General features: G+C 72.5%; 10 protein-coding genes. 5 read left to right on the top strand and 5 right to left on the bottom strand.

Features of this window, described 5'->3' with window-relative positions; all coding sequences use genetic code 11:
* Positions 1-47 precede the first annotated feature (47 nt).
* From ACFXJ5_RS16150 to ACFXJ5_RS16160, 3 genes are all read left to right on the top strand, one after another.
* Positions 48-953: a LysR family transcriptional regulator gene (locus tag ACFXJ5_RS16150; protein WP_384631015.1), complete on the top strand. Its 906-nt coding sequence runs from the start codon at positions 48-50 to the stop codon at positions 951-953.
* 17 nt (positions 954-970) lie between these two features.
* Positions 971-1,909: a hypothetical protein gene (locus ACFXJ5_RS16155; protein ID WP_384631016.1), complete on the top strand. Its 939-nt coding sequence runs from the start codon at positions 971-973 to the stop codon at positions 1,907-1,909.
* Positions 1,910-2,007: 98 nt separating this feature from the next.
* The gene (locus ACFXJ5_RS16160) at positions 2,008-2,643 is read left to right on the top strand and encodes a hypothetical protein (protein WP_384631017.1); all 636 of its coding nucleotides are present in this window, start codon (positions 2,008-2,010) and stop codon (positions 2,641-2,643) included.
* Positions 2,644-2,668: 25 nt separating this feature from the next.
* Here the strand turns inward: ACFXJ5_RS16160 and ACFXJ5_RS16165 are convergent, their stop codons facing one another.
* The 5 genes from ACFXJ5_RS16165 to ACFXJ5_RS16185 form a co-directional block, all read right to left on the bottom strand.
* Positions 2,669-6,469, bottom strand: coding sequence for an ABC transporter ATP-binding protein (locus ACFXJ5_RS16165; protein WP_384631077.1), 3,801 nt, complete (start codon positions 6,467-6,469; stop codon positions 2,669-2,671).
* Between the two features lie 143 nt (positions 6,470-6,612).
* Positions 6,613-7,647: an esterase-like activity of phytase family protein gene (locus tag ACFXJ5_RS16170; RefSeq protein ID WP_384631018.1), complete on the bottom strand. Its 1,035-nt coding sequence runs from the start codon at positions 7,645-7,647 to the stop codon at positions 6,613-6,615.
* Between the two features lie 50 nt (positions 7,648-7,697).
* Entirely contained in the window at positions 7,698-9,311 is a 1,614-nt protein-coding gene (locus ACFXJ5_RS16175) for a thiamine pyrophosphate-binding protein (RefSeq protein ID WP_384631019.1), read from the bottom strand.
* On the bottom strand, positions 9,308-10,273 hold the full coding sequence (gene speB, locus ACFXJ5_RS16180; protein WP_384631020.1) for an agmatinase: 966 nt from the start codon (positions 10,271-10,273) through the stop codon (positions 9,308-9,310). Before speB ends, ACFXJ5_RS16175 begins: the two co-directional genes overlap by 4 nt.
* Positions 10,274-10,357: 84 nt before the next feature.
* Positions 10,358-11,836 (bottom strand): sodium:solute symporter, encoded by a 1,479-nt coding sequence (locus tag ACFXJ5_RS16185; RefSeq protein ID WP_384631021.1) that lies wholly within the window; start codon positions 11,834-11,836, stop codon positions 10,358-10,360.
* Positions 11,837-11,959: 123 nt separating this feature from the next.
* Here ACFXJ5_RS16185 and ACFXJ5_RS16190 point away from each other — a divergent pair, with 123 nt between their 5' ends.
* Together ACFXJ5_RS16190 and ACFXJ5_RS16195 are read left to right on the top strand one after the other, a co-directional pair.
* Positions 11,960-13,429 (top strand): helix-turn-helix domain-containing protein, encoded by a 1,470-nt coding sequence (locus ACFXJ5_RS16190; protein WP_384631022.1) that lies wholly within the window; start codon positions 11,960-11,962, stop codon positions 13,427-13,429.
* Between the two features lie 90 nt (positions 13,430-13,519).
* A complete protein-coding gene (locus ACFXJ5_RS16195; RefSeq protein WP_384631023.1) occupies positions 13,520-14,317 on the top strand; it encodes a phosphatase in 798 nt (265 codons plus the stop codon).
* Positions 14,318-14,337: the final 20 nt, after the last annotated feature.

Raw genomic sequence — 14,337 nt, forward strand, 5'->3', positions numbered from 1 at the left:
TACATGATCTACATGATCTAGATGGTCTACCTGGTGGTGATGAGCCGATGCTCGATCTGGCCCGGCTGCGTGCCCTGCACGCGGTGCACGCTCACGGATCGGTCGGCGCCGCCGCGGCCGCGCTGGGATACACGCCGTCCGCCGTCTCCCAGCAGATCTCCAAGCTGGAGCGCGAGACCCGGACCCGGTTGCTCGAGCGACAGGGGCGCGGGGTCGCGCTGACGGACGCCGCGCAGCTGTTGGTCGCGACCGCGCAGCAGCTGATGTCGCTGGTGGAGGAGGCGGAGGTGGCGCTGGAGGAGCAGCGCGGCCGGCCCGCCGGGCGGCTGACGGTGGCCGCCTTCCCGACGGCGGCGTGCGGGCTGCTGCCCGGGGTACTGGCCGAGCTGACGGCCGCTCATCCGACGCTGGAGCTGCGGCTGGTGGAGGTCGACCCGCATCTGTCGGTGGACCTGGTGGCGCGGGGCGTGGTGGACCTGGCCGTGGCCCACGACTGGGACATCGCCCCGCTGCCCGCCCCCGAGGGCCTGGAGCGGGCGGTCATCGGCGACGACCGGTGCGATGTACTGGTCCCGGCCGGGCATCGGCTGGCGGCGCACGATTCGGTGGGACGGGAGGATCTGGCCGACGCGAGGTGGATCTGCCAGCCGCCGGGGACGGTGTGCCACGACTGGCTGGTGCGAACGCTGCGCGAGTCCGGTTCGGAGCCGGAGCTGGCCTTCCAGGTGGCGGAGTACCGGACCCAGCTGGCGCTGGTGGCCGCCGGGCTGGGCATCGCGCTGGTGCCGAGGCTCGGGCGCGGGCCGGTGCCGGAGGGGGTCGTGGTGGTGCGGCTCGACCCGATGCCCGTGCGGCGGCTCTACGCCGTATGGCGTACAGGAGCGGCGAGGCGCCCGGCGATCACCGAGACGGTCCGCGTGTTGCGTGCCCACTGGGCGCCGGAAACCGTCTGATATCCGACCATGAGTACATGGAACCGACCAGGAGCCGCCCCCGTCCAACCGGCATGCTGCTGGTGAGTCTCCGCAGAGCGGTGTCGGTCGCGCTGCTGGCTGCGTCGCTGACAACCCTCTCCGCCGCCTGCGGCCGGCAGCAGTCCGCCACCGGCGCGCCCCCCTATGACGGCGCCGGTGGCGGCCCCTCTTCCTCGCAGGGCGCCTTCCGCCTGGTTCATCTGGCGGCGACGACGCGCAGTGTGCCCGATGTGCACACGGTGCTCGACAGCGAGGGTGATCTGGCCAGATTCCCGGGCTACTTCGCGAGATCCGCGCCGGAGATCGCCCAGCAGATCACAGCCAAGGCGGCGAGGACCGATTTCTCGCGCAGCGTGCTGGTGGGCTGGTCCAGGACCACCGGCTGCAGCGCGGCCACGGACGCCGTGTTGTCTCTCGACGCGGGCAGGCGGCTGCATCTCGGGGTGGTACAGCCCAGGCCGCCGGGCGAGTGCTTCGCGGCGAATCACGTCGTGACGCTCTTCGAAGTGCCGCGCGGCAGCCTGCCGGACCACCCGCGCTTCGCGCAGGAGGCGAGCGAGGAGGCCGATCCGCCGGGGCCGGGCACGACCCTGGCCTTCGTCCATCTGGACACGGTGCCCAAGGACGCGGCCGAGGGCGGCGCGGACGGCGACAGCACCGAGGTCACCCGGTCGAGTGAACTGGAGGCGTTCCTGGCCCAGTTGTCCCGGCATGGCGCGGCCACCGTGCGTAAGCAGCTCGCCGCACATCCCGTGCGGGCCGGTGAGCGGCGGTTCGGGTACATCCTGTCGGGCTGCAGGCCCACGGGAGCGGCACTGCTGATCAGTCCGGGGCAGGCGGCGGTGAACGCCGTGCCGACCGGGGACGAGAACATCCGCTGCATCCAGGCCCAGCACTACGTGGCCGTGGTCGGCGTCGCCGGGAGCCTGCTGTGATCACGTGATCACGTGACGGAGCCCGGCCGCGTCCCCTATCCTCGCGAATGGGGGCGCAGCAGCACATTTGGCTCCTGGGGATGCAATGGGGGACGGTCATGCGCATATATGCGGTTTCCGGGCGGCTGTTGGGGGCGGCGTGGCTGGCCGCGCTGTTGTTGACCGCCTGCACACCGGCGTCCGGCGGCACCGACCACTCCCGGGGCGCCACCAAGTTCCCGGGCAGCCCTTCGCGCACCACGGACGACGGAGTCTTCCTGGCCAGGGGCGAGTGCGCGACCGCGGATCCGGTCGGCGCCTACCGGGAGACCAGCTGCTCCGACCCGGCGGCGACCGCCCGCGTGGTGTCCCGGCTGTACGGACTGCTGCCCGCCTCGCCCACCCCCTCCGCCCCGGCCGCCATCGCCCGCGCGGGCGACCGGTGCCCGGCGAACACCGACTTCGTCCTCACCGTCTCCGCCGGCAGCCCCCAGGGCTACGCCTGCATGCGCAACCTCGGCCCCCCGCACCCCGGCGACCCCGGCGCGGGCGGCGGCCCGCGCACCGTCACCGGCGACTGCGTCTACACCTCCCGGGAGGGCGAGGTGCGGGAGACCTCCTGCGACGGCTCCCACAAGCACAAGCCGCAGTACCGAATCCTCGCGGTCGCCCGGAAGCGCTCCGGCTGCCCACCCGGGACGGCGCTCTACGTCGGCCTCGGACCGGCGGGCGTGGGCTGCGCCCGCCGGCTCTGACCTGCCTACGACAGCCGGGCTCCGCCTAGGCGACCGCCTCGCTGCTCTCGTCCTCGCCGACGAAGGCCCGCCAGAGCGAGGCGTAACGGCCGTCGCGTGCCAGCAGTTCCTCGTGCGTGCCGTCCTCGACGACGCGGCCGTGGTCGAGGACGACGACACGGTCGGCCCGGGCGGCCGTGGTGAGCCGGTGGGCGACGACGAGCGTCGTGCGGCGCGACGCGAGGCGGTCGGCGGCCTGGTTGACCAGGCCCTCGGTGGCGAGGTCGAGGGCGGCGGTGGCCTCGTCGAGCAGCAGGATGCCGGGGTCGACGAGCTCCGCGCGGGCGAGGGCGATCAACTGCCGTTGCCCGGCGGAGAGATTGCGGCCGCGTTCGGCGACGGTGTGGAGATAGCCGCCGTCGAGCGTCGCGATCATCTCGTGAGCGCCGACCGCCCGCGCGGCGGCCTCGACCTCCGCGTCGGTCGAGTCCATCCGCCCGTACGCGATGGCGTCGCGCACCGTCCCCGCGAACAGATACGGCTCCTGCGGTACGACGCCGAGCCTGCGCCGGAATCCCGTGAGGTCCAGGTCCCGCACGTCGTGGCCGTCGACGAGGACCGCGCCCTGGGTCGGGTCGTAGAAGCGGGCGACCAGCTTCACGAGGGTGGACTTGCCCGCGCCGGTCTCCCCGACGAAGGCGACGGTCTGCCCCGCGGGTATGCGGAGGTTGACCCCGGACAGCGCCTCGGCGCTGTCCTCGACGTACCGGAAGTGGACGTCGTCGAAGGCGATCTCACCGCGCAGCTCTCCGACGTCGCCCGGGTCGGCGGCGACCGGGGTCGTGGTCGGGGTGCGCAGCAGTTCGCGTATCCGGCCGAGGGACACCGCCGCCTGCTGGTAGCCGTCGAAGACCTGGGAGAGCTGCTGCACGGGCGAGAAGAACAGGTCGATGTAGAGCAGATACGCGACCAGGGCGCCCGCGCTGAGGGTGCCGGCGCTGACCCGGTTGGCGCCGACGATCAGCACCAGGGCGGCCGCCACGCTGGACAGGAACTGGACGAAGGGGAAGTAGACCGAGATCAGGAACTGCCCCCGGAGGCGGGCCTGCCGGTAGGCGTCGCTGCGGCCGGCGAAGCGCTCGGCGCCGCCCTCCTCACGACGGAAGGCCTGCACGATGCGCAGTCCGGCGACGTGCTCCTGCAGGTCCGCGTTGACGATACTGACCCGTTCGCGCGCGAGCTCGTACGCCTGGCGGGACTTGCGGCGGAAGACCCAGGTGGCGGCCAGGAGAACGGGCAGGGTCGCGAAGACCATCAGCGCGAGTTGGATGTCGATGGCGAGCAGCGCGACGAGGATGCCGAAGAAGGTCAGCAGGCTGACCAGGGCGGTGACGAGGCCGGTCTGCAGGAAAGTCGACAGGGCGTCCACGTCGGTGGTCATCCGGGTCATGATGCGGCCGCTCAACTCGCGCTCGTAGTAGTCGAGTCCGAGCCGGTGGAGGTGGGCGAAGATCTTGACGCGGAGGGTGTAGAGGACACGTTCGCCGGTGCGGCCGGTCAGCCGGGTGGAACCCCACTGCGCGGCCCACTGACCGATGACGATCAGCAGACCCAGGAGGGAGGCGGCCCAGACGGCGCCCAGCGCGGCCTGCCGTACGCCGGAGTCGATGCCGTGCCGGATCAGAACCGGTAGCAGCAGCCCGGCGAGGGCGTCGACAGCGACCAGGAGCAGGCTGAACACCAAGGGCCTGCGGAAGCCGCTGAGCAGGCTGCGCAGGCCGAAGTCACGGTCGGCGGTGCGGGCCGCAACGGCGTCCACCTCCGGGGTATCGGCGGCGGGCGGCAACGCGGCGACCTTGGCGAGCAGTTCGGGCGTGGCGGGCATGCCGGCCATGGCGGCGGCCATCCCGCCTCCTCCCGTCACGTTCGCGGCAGCAGCCGTCCCCTGGTCCTGGTCGGCCCCCGCCTCGCGGCGGTCGCGCGGCCACAGCTCAGGGGTGACGCCGCCGTCCGTCGTGGCCGGGGCGACGGCCAGTCCCGTCGCCGACGCCTCGCCGTCCCGGAAGCCGATCAGCCCGGCCGGGTCGTGGGTCACGACGTCCGCGCCCAGCTCGTCGGGGTCGGTGAGCAGCCGCCGGTAGAGCGAGCAGTGCGCCTCCAGCTCCTCATGGGTGCCGAAGTCCACCAGCCGTCCCGCCTCCATGACGGCAATCCGGTCCGCCAGGGCGAGCGTGGAGCGGCGGTGGGCGATCAGGAGGGTGGTGCGGCCGGCCATGACCTCGCGCAGGGCGTCATGGATGTCGGCCTCGACCTGGGCGTCGACGGCGGAGGTGGCGTCGTCGAGGAGCAGCAGGCGCGGGTCGGTGAGGATGGCACGGGCCAGGGCGATGCGCTGCCGCTGGCCGCCGGAGAGGGTGAGGCCCTGCTCCCCGACGACCGTCTCGTACCCGTCGGGCAGGGCGGTGATGAACTCGTGGGCCTGCGCGTGCCGGGTGGCGGTGAGGATCTGTTCGTCCGTGGCATCCGGGTGGCCGTAGGCGATGTTGGCGCGGACGGTGTCGGAGAAGAGGAAGCTGTCCTCGGGCACCAGCCCTATGGCGTCGCGCAGCGAGTCGAAGGTCAGCCCGCGGACGTCCTCGCCGCCGACCTTCACCGCGCCGCCCGTGGCGTCGTAGAAGCGCGGCAGCAGCAGCGAGACCGTCGACTTGCCACTGCCGGAGGCACCGACGACGGCGACGGTCTCGCCGGGTTCGATCCGCAGCGAGAAGTCGTCGAGCACGGGTCGTTCGGGGTCGTAGCCAAAGCTCACATGGTCGAACTCGACCGTCGCCGGGGCCTCGCGCGGCAGCTCCCGCAGGCCCTCGGCCAAGGTGGGCTCGGTGTCGATCAGCTCCAGCACGCGCTCGACGCCGGCCCTCGCCTGCTGTCCCAGGGTCAGCATCATCGTGAGCATCCGTACGGGCCCGGTGAGCTGCGCGAGATACGTCGAGAACGCGACGAAGGTGCCCAGGCTGATCTGGCCGCGTGTCGCCATCCAGCCACCCAGGGCGAGCATCCCGACCTGGCCGAGCGCCGGAACGGCCTGGAGGGCCGAGCTGTACCGGGCGTTCAGCCGGATGGTGCGCAGCCGGCCGGCGAACAGCTTGCCGCTGACGCCCTCGAGCTTCGCCATCTCCTGCTGTTCCTGCCCGAAGCCCTTCACGACCCGGACCCCGGTGACCGACCCCTCGACGATCCCGGCGACGGCGGCCGCCTGGCCCTGCGCGTGCCAGGTGGCGGGGAAGAGCTTGTCGCGGCTGCGGTCGGCCAGGAACCACAGGGCGGGGGCGACGGCCAGCGCTATCAGGGTGAGCAGCGGCGACAGGACCAGCATCACGACGAGCGACATCACGAAGAGCAGCAGATTGCCCAGCAGGACCGGCCACATCCACAGCAGCCCCTGGATCAGCTGCAGGTCGCTGGTGGCACGGCCGACGATCTGGCCGGTGTTGAGCTCGTCCTGCCGGGCCCCGTCCAGCCGCGTCAGCGACCGGAACATGTCGGTGCGCAGGTCGTGCTGCACGTCGAGGGCGAGCCGGCCGCCGTAGAAACGCCTCACGTAGGTGAGTCCGTAGACCACGACGGCGGCCGCCATCAGTGCGAAGGCCCAGGGCGCGAGCGGCTTGTCGTGAGCGAGGATCACATCATCGATGATCACCTTGGGCACCAGCGGTACGAGGGCGGTCACCGCCATGCCGCCGAGCGACGCCCCCAGCGCCAGCAGCACATTGCGCCGGTAATGCCAGCAGTAGCCGATCAGCCGCCTCAGCCAGCCGCTCTCTTTCTCGTCACTGCCCGTCCCCGCCACCCGGAACCTCCCGCTCTGTACGCCTGTCACCGCAGCATGTGGCAACGCGCTGGCGTGCGGATTTCATCCTGCTGCAACAAAGCTAGGGCAGAGGTCCGACAGAGGCCGGTCCATGGACCTAGGCCTGTGGATAACTTTGGCGGCTAGGGCAGCCGGGCGGTCAGCGAGTACAGCCGGGTGATCTGGACGGCGTTCTGGTTGTCGTCGCTGACCAGCAGCAGGCGCAGGCCGCCGCCCGGGGTGTGGCCGGTGACGGCGAGGCCCTCGATGTTGTCGAGGAGGGGGTTGGGCTGGGGCTGCTTGGCGGTGGCGCCCAGGGACGGGCAGTCGCCGATGTCGGCGAGGAGGGTCTTGCCGACCAGACGGATGCCGTCCTGGCCGGTGAGGTTCTCGGTGCCGCTGGTGTCGGTGGCGCGGGCGGGGTCGGCGAGGTAGAGGCGGACGGTGTTGCCGACGCCGGAGGTGTAGCCGCGCTCGAGGACGAGGAGGCGGCCGTCGCCTGTGGCGGTGATCTCCGAGACGCCGAGGCCGCTGTCGACGCGGTAGCCGTACTGCTCGGAGAGCCGGAAGTCCTGGCCCGAGCCGTGCCGGCGCCAGGTCTGGAACCGCACGATGTCGCTGCTGTCGCCGGAGAGCGCCCCCTCCATGGAGGCGATCAGGGTGCGGCCGCCGGGCTGGAGGGTCAGCCCTTCGAAGGTGAGGTTCTTCGTCGCGCGCCCGGCAGGGGCGACCAGCAGGGGGGCGGGCACGGGCAGGCGGCCGATGATGGTGCCTGAGCGGTCGTAGCGGCGGATGGCCGGGGTGGTCTCGTCGGTGATGAGCCGGGTGCCGTCGCGGTCGACGACCAGTGCCTCGGAGTCCAGCGCGGCTCCGGTCTCGTCGGCCAGTTGGACGACGCCGACCGGCTGGTGGGTCTTCGCGTCCAGGCTGAAGAGCGACGACCGGTCCGACAGCGCCGCTATCCGCCCGTCGGTGTCGACGGCGAGCGCCGACAGATTGCCCACGAAAGTGCCGTCGAAGGTCGTCTTGTCGAGGGCGTCGGAGAAGCCGTCGATGCTCACCGACGAGGAGCAGGCGTGCGAGACGCCCTCCTGTGCCGCCTCGGCCTGGACCGTGGTCAGGCAGGTGATCGCCGCGAGCCCGGCGCTGACGCTTGCAAGTGCAGTCCGCATACGCATGGCGTCACATTAGGCCCAGGCCTTCGCGGACCGTGTTGCCTTCCGGGGTCCTACCGGTGAACGTGCGTGGGCGCGAACATCCGCAGCAGCGCCGGGAGTACGACCACCGAAGGGCCCGGTGAGGCCAGCGCCTTGGCCAGGTCCTCGCGCAGCGCTTCCGGTGTCGTACGGACCGCCGGGACCCCGAAGGACTCGGCGAGGGCGGTGAAGTCCGGCCGGGCCAGCTCGGTGGCGGTGGCCTCACCGAAGGCGCCGGTCATGTACCCGCGGAGGATCCCGTAGCCGCCGTCGTCGACGATCAGCCAGGTGACAGGGAGTGCGTACTGCCTGGCGGTGGCCAGCTCCGCTATGGAGTACATCGCGCCGCCGTCGCCGGAGACGGCGAGCACGGGCTTCGTGGGGTCGGCGGCGGCCGCGCCAAGGGCGGCGGGGAAGCCGTAGCCGAGTCCGCCGGCGCCCTGGGCGGAGTGCATCGGGCCCGGCCAGGCGGACCAGGCCCAGTAGGCCAGGATCGTCATGTCCCAGAAGCTCGGGCTGTCCTCCGGAAGCGCCTCGCGGACGGCGGCGAGCACCTGCTGCTCCAGCGCGAGATCCTGGCCGTCGATACGGTCCCGGACCCGGGTCAGCAGCTCGGCGGCGGCTTCGGCGGCGGCGCCGTCGGAGCTGCGGGCGGCGGTCAGGTCGCAGAGGGCGGCCAGCGCGAGCCGGGCGTCGGAGTGGATGCCGAGCGCGGGGTGGTTGGACTCCAGCTTGCCGAGGTCGGCCTCGATCTGGATCACCCGGCCGCGCGGGCGGAAGGTGTGGTAATTCGAGCTCAGTTCGCCGAGGCCCGAGCCGACGACCAGCAGGACGTCGGCCTCTTCGAGGAAGTCGGTGGTGTGCCGGTCCTCCAGCCACGACCGGAGTGACAGCGGGTGCTCCCAGGGGAACGCCCCTTTGCCGCCGAAGGTCGAAGCCACCGGCGCGTCCAGCCGCTCGGCCAGCGCCCGGAGCTCCACCTCGGCCCCGGACCGTACGACACCGCCTCCCGCCAGGATCACCGGCCGCCGGGCATCCGACAGCAGCCGCGCGGCCTCGGTGATCAGCTCGGGGCGCGGCTCCAGGGGGCGCGGCGCGGCGCGCAGCGAGGTGACCGGCGGGACGGTGACCGGGCCCAGCAGGACGTCCTGCGGGATCTCGACCCACACGGGCCCGTACGGAACGGTGCTCGCGGATTCCCAGGCGGCGGCGATGGCCGAGGGGATCTGGGAGGCCGTACGGACCGTGTGCACGGACTTCACGATGTCGCGGAACGACGCCTTCTGGTCGGCGAGTTCATGCAGATAGCCGTGCCGCCCGCCGCCCAGGCCCGCCACCGGGACCTGGCTGCCGATGGCAAGCACCGGCGCCGACGCGGCGGCCGACTCCTGGAGCGCGGCCAGCGTCATCAGCGCCCCGGGCCCGGTGGACACCAGCAGCGGCGCCGGCTCGCCGGTCACCCGGGCGAAGGCGTCGGCGGCGAAGCCCGCGTTGTTCTCCACGCGCAGCCCGACATAGGTCAGCCGCGAGCGCCGCAGGGCGTCAAAGGCGCCGAGCGCGTGCTGCCCGGGCAGGCCGAAGACGGTCGACGCGCCCAGCGCGGTCAGCGACTCGACGACCAGATCGCCGCCGTTGCGCACACTCATGCGCGGGCCGCCGCGATCTGACGGGCCATGATCGTGGTGAGCTCGTACGCGGTGTGGGAGGCCGCGACCGAGGTGATCTCGGCGTGGTCGTACGCCGGGGCGACCTCGACGAGATCGGCGGAAACCAGGTTGCAGGAGGCGAGGCCGCGCAGGATCTCCAGCAGTTCGCGGGAGGTGAGGCCGCCGGCTTCGGGGGTGCCGGTGCCGGGGGCGTGGGCGGGGTCGAGGACGTCGATGTCGATGGAGATGTAGAGCGGGCGGTCGCCGACGCGCTCGCGCAGCTGCTGGGCGACCTCGTCGACGCCGCGCCGCATGACGTCGGCGGAGGTGACGATGCCGAAGCCCATCTTCTCGTCGTCGGTGAGGTCCTGCTTGCCGTACAGCGGGCCGCGCGTGCCGACGTGCGAGAGGGCGGAGGTGTCGAGGATGCCCTCCTCGACGGCGCGGCGGAACGGCGTGCCGTGGGTGTACTCGGCGCCGAAGTAGGTGTCCCAGGTGTCCAGGTGGGCGTCGAAGTGCAGCAGCGCGACCGGGCCGTGCTTGCGGGCGACGGAGCGCAGCAACGGCAGGGCGATGGTGTGGTCACCGCCGAGCGTCATCAGGCGGGCGCCGGTGTCGAGGAGGTCGTCGGCGGCGGCCTGGACGGTCTCGACGGCCTCGTTGATGTTGAACGGGTTGGCGGCGATGTCGCCGGCGTCCGCGACCTGGGCGAGCGCGAAGGGCGAGGCGTCCTGCGCCGGGTTGTACGGGCGCAGGAGGCGGCTGGCCTCGCGGATGGCGTTGCCGCCGAAGCGGGCGCCGGGCCGGTAGGACACGCCGCTGTCGAACGGGACGCCGACCACGGCCACGTCGGCGGTGCCGACCTCGTCGAGGCGGGGCAGCCGGGCGAACGTGGCGGGCCCGGCGTACCGCGGGATGCGGGAGGAGTCGACGGGGCCGCGCGGCTGCTCGGTGCTGCTCATGGTTACTGCCTTCTTTCGGTTACCGCGTGTTCTGCGTGTACTACGTGTTCTGCCGGGACTACGCGTTCTTCGTGATCAACGTTTTCAGATCTGGGCCGGGGCCGCGGCTTCCGCCGTGACTCCCGGGCGTCCCGCCAGCCGCTCGCGCCAGGCGGCGAGGACGGCGGCGTCGGTGGGACGGGTGGCCAGGCTCACGGCTACGTATGCCACGAGCGAGGCCAGCAGGCCGTAGTAGACGGGCTCGTTGGCCAGGATGCCCTTCCAGGCCATCAGGCCGACGACTGCCGCGCCGCCGACCACGACCGAGGACAGGGCACCGGCCGCGGTGCCGCGCTTCCAGAGCAGACCGCCGAGGATCGGGACCAGCAGCCCACCCACGAGGAGGTTGTACGCGACGGTCAGGGCCTCGACGACGTTGTTCAGGGCGATGGCCGTGCCGATCACGGCGACGCCCATGACCAGTATGAAGGCGCGGTTGCCGGACACCTCGTCACGGCCGCCGTCCTCCTCGTTCGTCGCATCGCCGCGGGTGAGGGCGCCGCGCAGCCGGGACCAGATGTCGTTGTTGGCGACCGTCGCGCAGGCGATCAGTGCGCCGGAGGAGGTCGACATGACCGCCGACAGCGCCGCCGCCAGCACCAGGCCGCGCACGCCCACCGGCAGCGCGTCCTTGACGATCGTCGCGAAGGCGTCGTCCGCCGCGGCCAGGTTCGGGTACAGCACCTTCGCCGCCGTGCCGATGACTGCTCCGGCCAGCGCATAGACGAGGCAGTAGACGCCTGCGACCGTGCCGCCGAGCTTGGCGACCTTGTCGCTGCGGGCGGTGAACACCCGCTGCCAGATGTCCTGCCCGATCAGCATGCCGAAGGTGTAGATCAGAACGTAGGTGAAGATCGTCTGGCCGCCGATGCCGAGCGGCGAGAAGTACTCGGTCGGCAGTTGCGCCTTCATCTCGGCGAAGCCGCCCGCCTTGACGACGGCGATCGGCAGCAGGAGCAGCAGCACGCCGATCGTCTTCACCACGAACTGCACCATGTCCGTCAGCGTGATCGACCACATGCCGCCGAGCGCGGAGTACGCGACCACGATCGCCCCGCCGAGGATGATCGCGAGGGTGCGGTCCAGGCCGAAGAGGACGTCGAAGATGGTCGCGTACGCGATCGTCGAGGTCACCGCGAGCATCAGTGTGTACGCCCACATGACCACGCCGGAGATGAGCCCGGCGGAGCCGCCGTAGCGCAGGTCGAGCATCTCGGAGACGGTGTAGACCTTCAGGCGGGCGATGCGTGCCGAGAAGAAGGCGCTGAGGGCCAGCAGACCGAGGCCGATGGTGAAGACCATCCAGGCGCCGGACAGGCCGTACTGGTAGCCGAGACCGACCCCTCCGATGGTGGAGGCGCCGCCGAGGACGATGGCCGCCATCGTGCCGGAGTACATGGCAGGGCCGAGGCGGCGGCCCGCGACCAGGAAGTCGCTCTTGGACTTGGCGCGGCGCATGCCCCACCAGCCCATGGCCAGCATTCCGGCCAGGTAGACCACGATCACCGCGTAGTCGACAGCCATGGGCTTCCTCCATTCCGCTCGGTCTCATTGGTGCCGTTCCGATTGCTGACCATAAGTTGCCGAAAGATGGCGCAGAAGTGTACGTTCCATCCACTCACCGCAGGCAGAGTGGATGGAACGCACATGCCTCACTCCGCACCTCCCGGGCCCCCGACGCCGGCTGTGCCACTGTCCGAACTCATCGGCCGCGCCGACCTCGGCCTGCGCCAGGTCGCCGGGCCCGAGGAAGACGTGCCGATCCACCTGGTGCACACCAGCGAGATGGAGGACCCGGTCCCCTATCTCCTGGGCGGCGAGCTGCTGCTCACCGCGGGGGTCCACTTCGAGTCGGCGGCGGGCTCCGGCGCCTACCTCGATCGCTATGTGGCCCGGACGGTGGAGGCAGGGGCGGCGGCGCTGGGCTTCGGCCTCGCCCCCGTGCACGACGAGACGCCGCGCGCCCTCATCGCCGCCTGCGACCGCTATGGCCTCCCCCTGGTCGAGGTGCCACCGCGCACGCCCTTCACCGCCGTGGCCCGCGCGGTCTGGCAGGCCATGGCCGAGGCCCGGCACCGCGAGCTGCGCCGGGTCACCGAGGCCCAGCAGTCCCTCGCGGCGGCCGCCGCCCGCCCGGAACCGGTACCGGCCGTACTCCGCAGGCTCGCCCAGCGCGTGGCGGGCTGGGCGGCGCTGGTCTCGCCCGGCGGCGAGGAGCTGTACGCGGCAGGGCCCGCCCCCGCCGCCGAGGTGCGCGCTGCCGCAGAGCGACTCGCCCGGGCCGTCCGGCCGGCTCCCGCTTCCGCCAGCGACACCGTCGCCGGGACGCAGCTCGTGGCGTACGCCCTCGCCGGCGGCGCCCCCGGCGAGCGGCCCGCGCTCGTGGTCGCCACTGAGCGGCGCGATCCCGCCGACCACACCATCGCCAACGTCGCCGCAGTCCTCCTTTCGCTGCTCACCGGCCCGCATCTGGGGACCGCCGAGGCCGGACGGTCGGCGGCCCTGGTGCGGCTGCTCCTCGGCGCGCCGCCCGAGGAAGCCGCCCCGCTCCTGGGGCCGCAGCCGCTGTGGACCGTGGTCCACGCCCTGCGCCGCGGCCCGGCGGCCGATCCCCTGGCGGCGGCCGCGCTCGGCGCCGCGCTGGGCACGGCCCTGATCGACGCCGAGGCCGACTCCGTACGGCTGCTGCTGCCCGCCGACCGTGAGATCACCGCCCAGCCCGGGTGGACGCTCGGGGTGAGCGGCACGGTGGGCGCGGCCGAGCTGCCGGCCGGCGATGCCCAGGCGGCGGGGGCGCTGCGCCGTGCGGTGGCCAAGCGGTCCCCGCTGGCCCGGCACCGCGGCGGCGAGGCGGGGGTGGCCGGCCTCGTGTCGCCGGACGAGGCACGGGGACATGCCCGCGCCGCCCTCGCGCCGATCGCGGACTCGGCCGCCCTCGTGGAGACCCTGCGCACCTGGCTCTCCCTGCACGGCAGTTGGGACCGCACAGCCGTCGCGCTCCAGGTGCACCGCAACACGGTGCGGCAACGGATCGCCCGGGCGGCGGCGCTCCTGGACATGGATCTCGACGACCCGGACACCCGTATGGAGTTGTGGTTCGCGCTGCGCTGGCTCTGACCGGGCCCTGCCGGTCCGGCAGCAGATCACACCTCGGCGTCGATCGGATACCGGCCGCACGCAGGTACGGAGGCACGGGACAATGGGGGCATGCCCTTTGCCACCACGCCGTCCCGCCAGTCCCTCACCGAGCATCTCGTGCGCACCCGGATAGCCGGCGATGTCGCGACCCCACGCGAGAACAACCGCTCCCACTACCGCAAGCTCTCCGAGGGCGACCGGTACTTCTGGTTCGGGCTTGAGCTGGGCGACCGCTGGACGGACGAGGAGGACGTGCTCGCGGTCATGGCCGAGCGCTGCGGGGTCGTCGCCGACCCGGCGCACCGCTCCGGGCAGGACACCATCGACCCCGAACTGACCGTCGACGCCCTCGACCGCGCCGCCACCCGGCTGCGCAAGGCCGCCGCCGGTGGGCAGCGCGTGCTCCTGGCCACCGGCCACCCGGGCGGTCTGCTCGATGTGCACCGCAGGACAGCCGCCGCCCTGCGCGCCGCGGGCTGCGAGATCGTCCTGATCCCCGGCGGACTGAGCGCTGACGAGGGCGGGGTCTTCCAGTTCTGCGACGTGGCCATGCTGGAGCGCGGTGCCACGCTCTGGCACACCCACTCCCCCGCCCCCATGGCGGCGATCCTGGACGCGCTCGAGGAGCGCGGGGAGCCGCTGCCGGACCTGGTCGTCGCCGACCACGGCTGGGCGGGATGCGCGGGCGAGCGCGGCATCGACGCGATCGGCTACGCCGACTGCAACGACCCGGCGCTCTTCATCGGGGAGGCGGAAGGCACCGTCTCCGTGACCATCCCGCTCGACGACCATGTGGTCGACCCGCGCTACTACGACCCGATGACCGCCTACCTCCTGGACGCGGCGGGCCTCGACCCGCAGCCCTGAGCCCGGCGGCGCGCCGCCGC

The organism is Streptomyces sp. NPDC059373 (assembly GCF_042751495.1).
Taxonomy (GTDB): Bacteria; Actinomycetota; Actinomycetes; order Streptomycetales; family Streptomycetaceae; genus Actinacidiphila.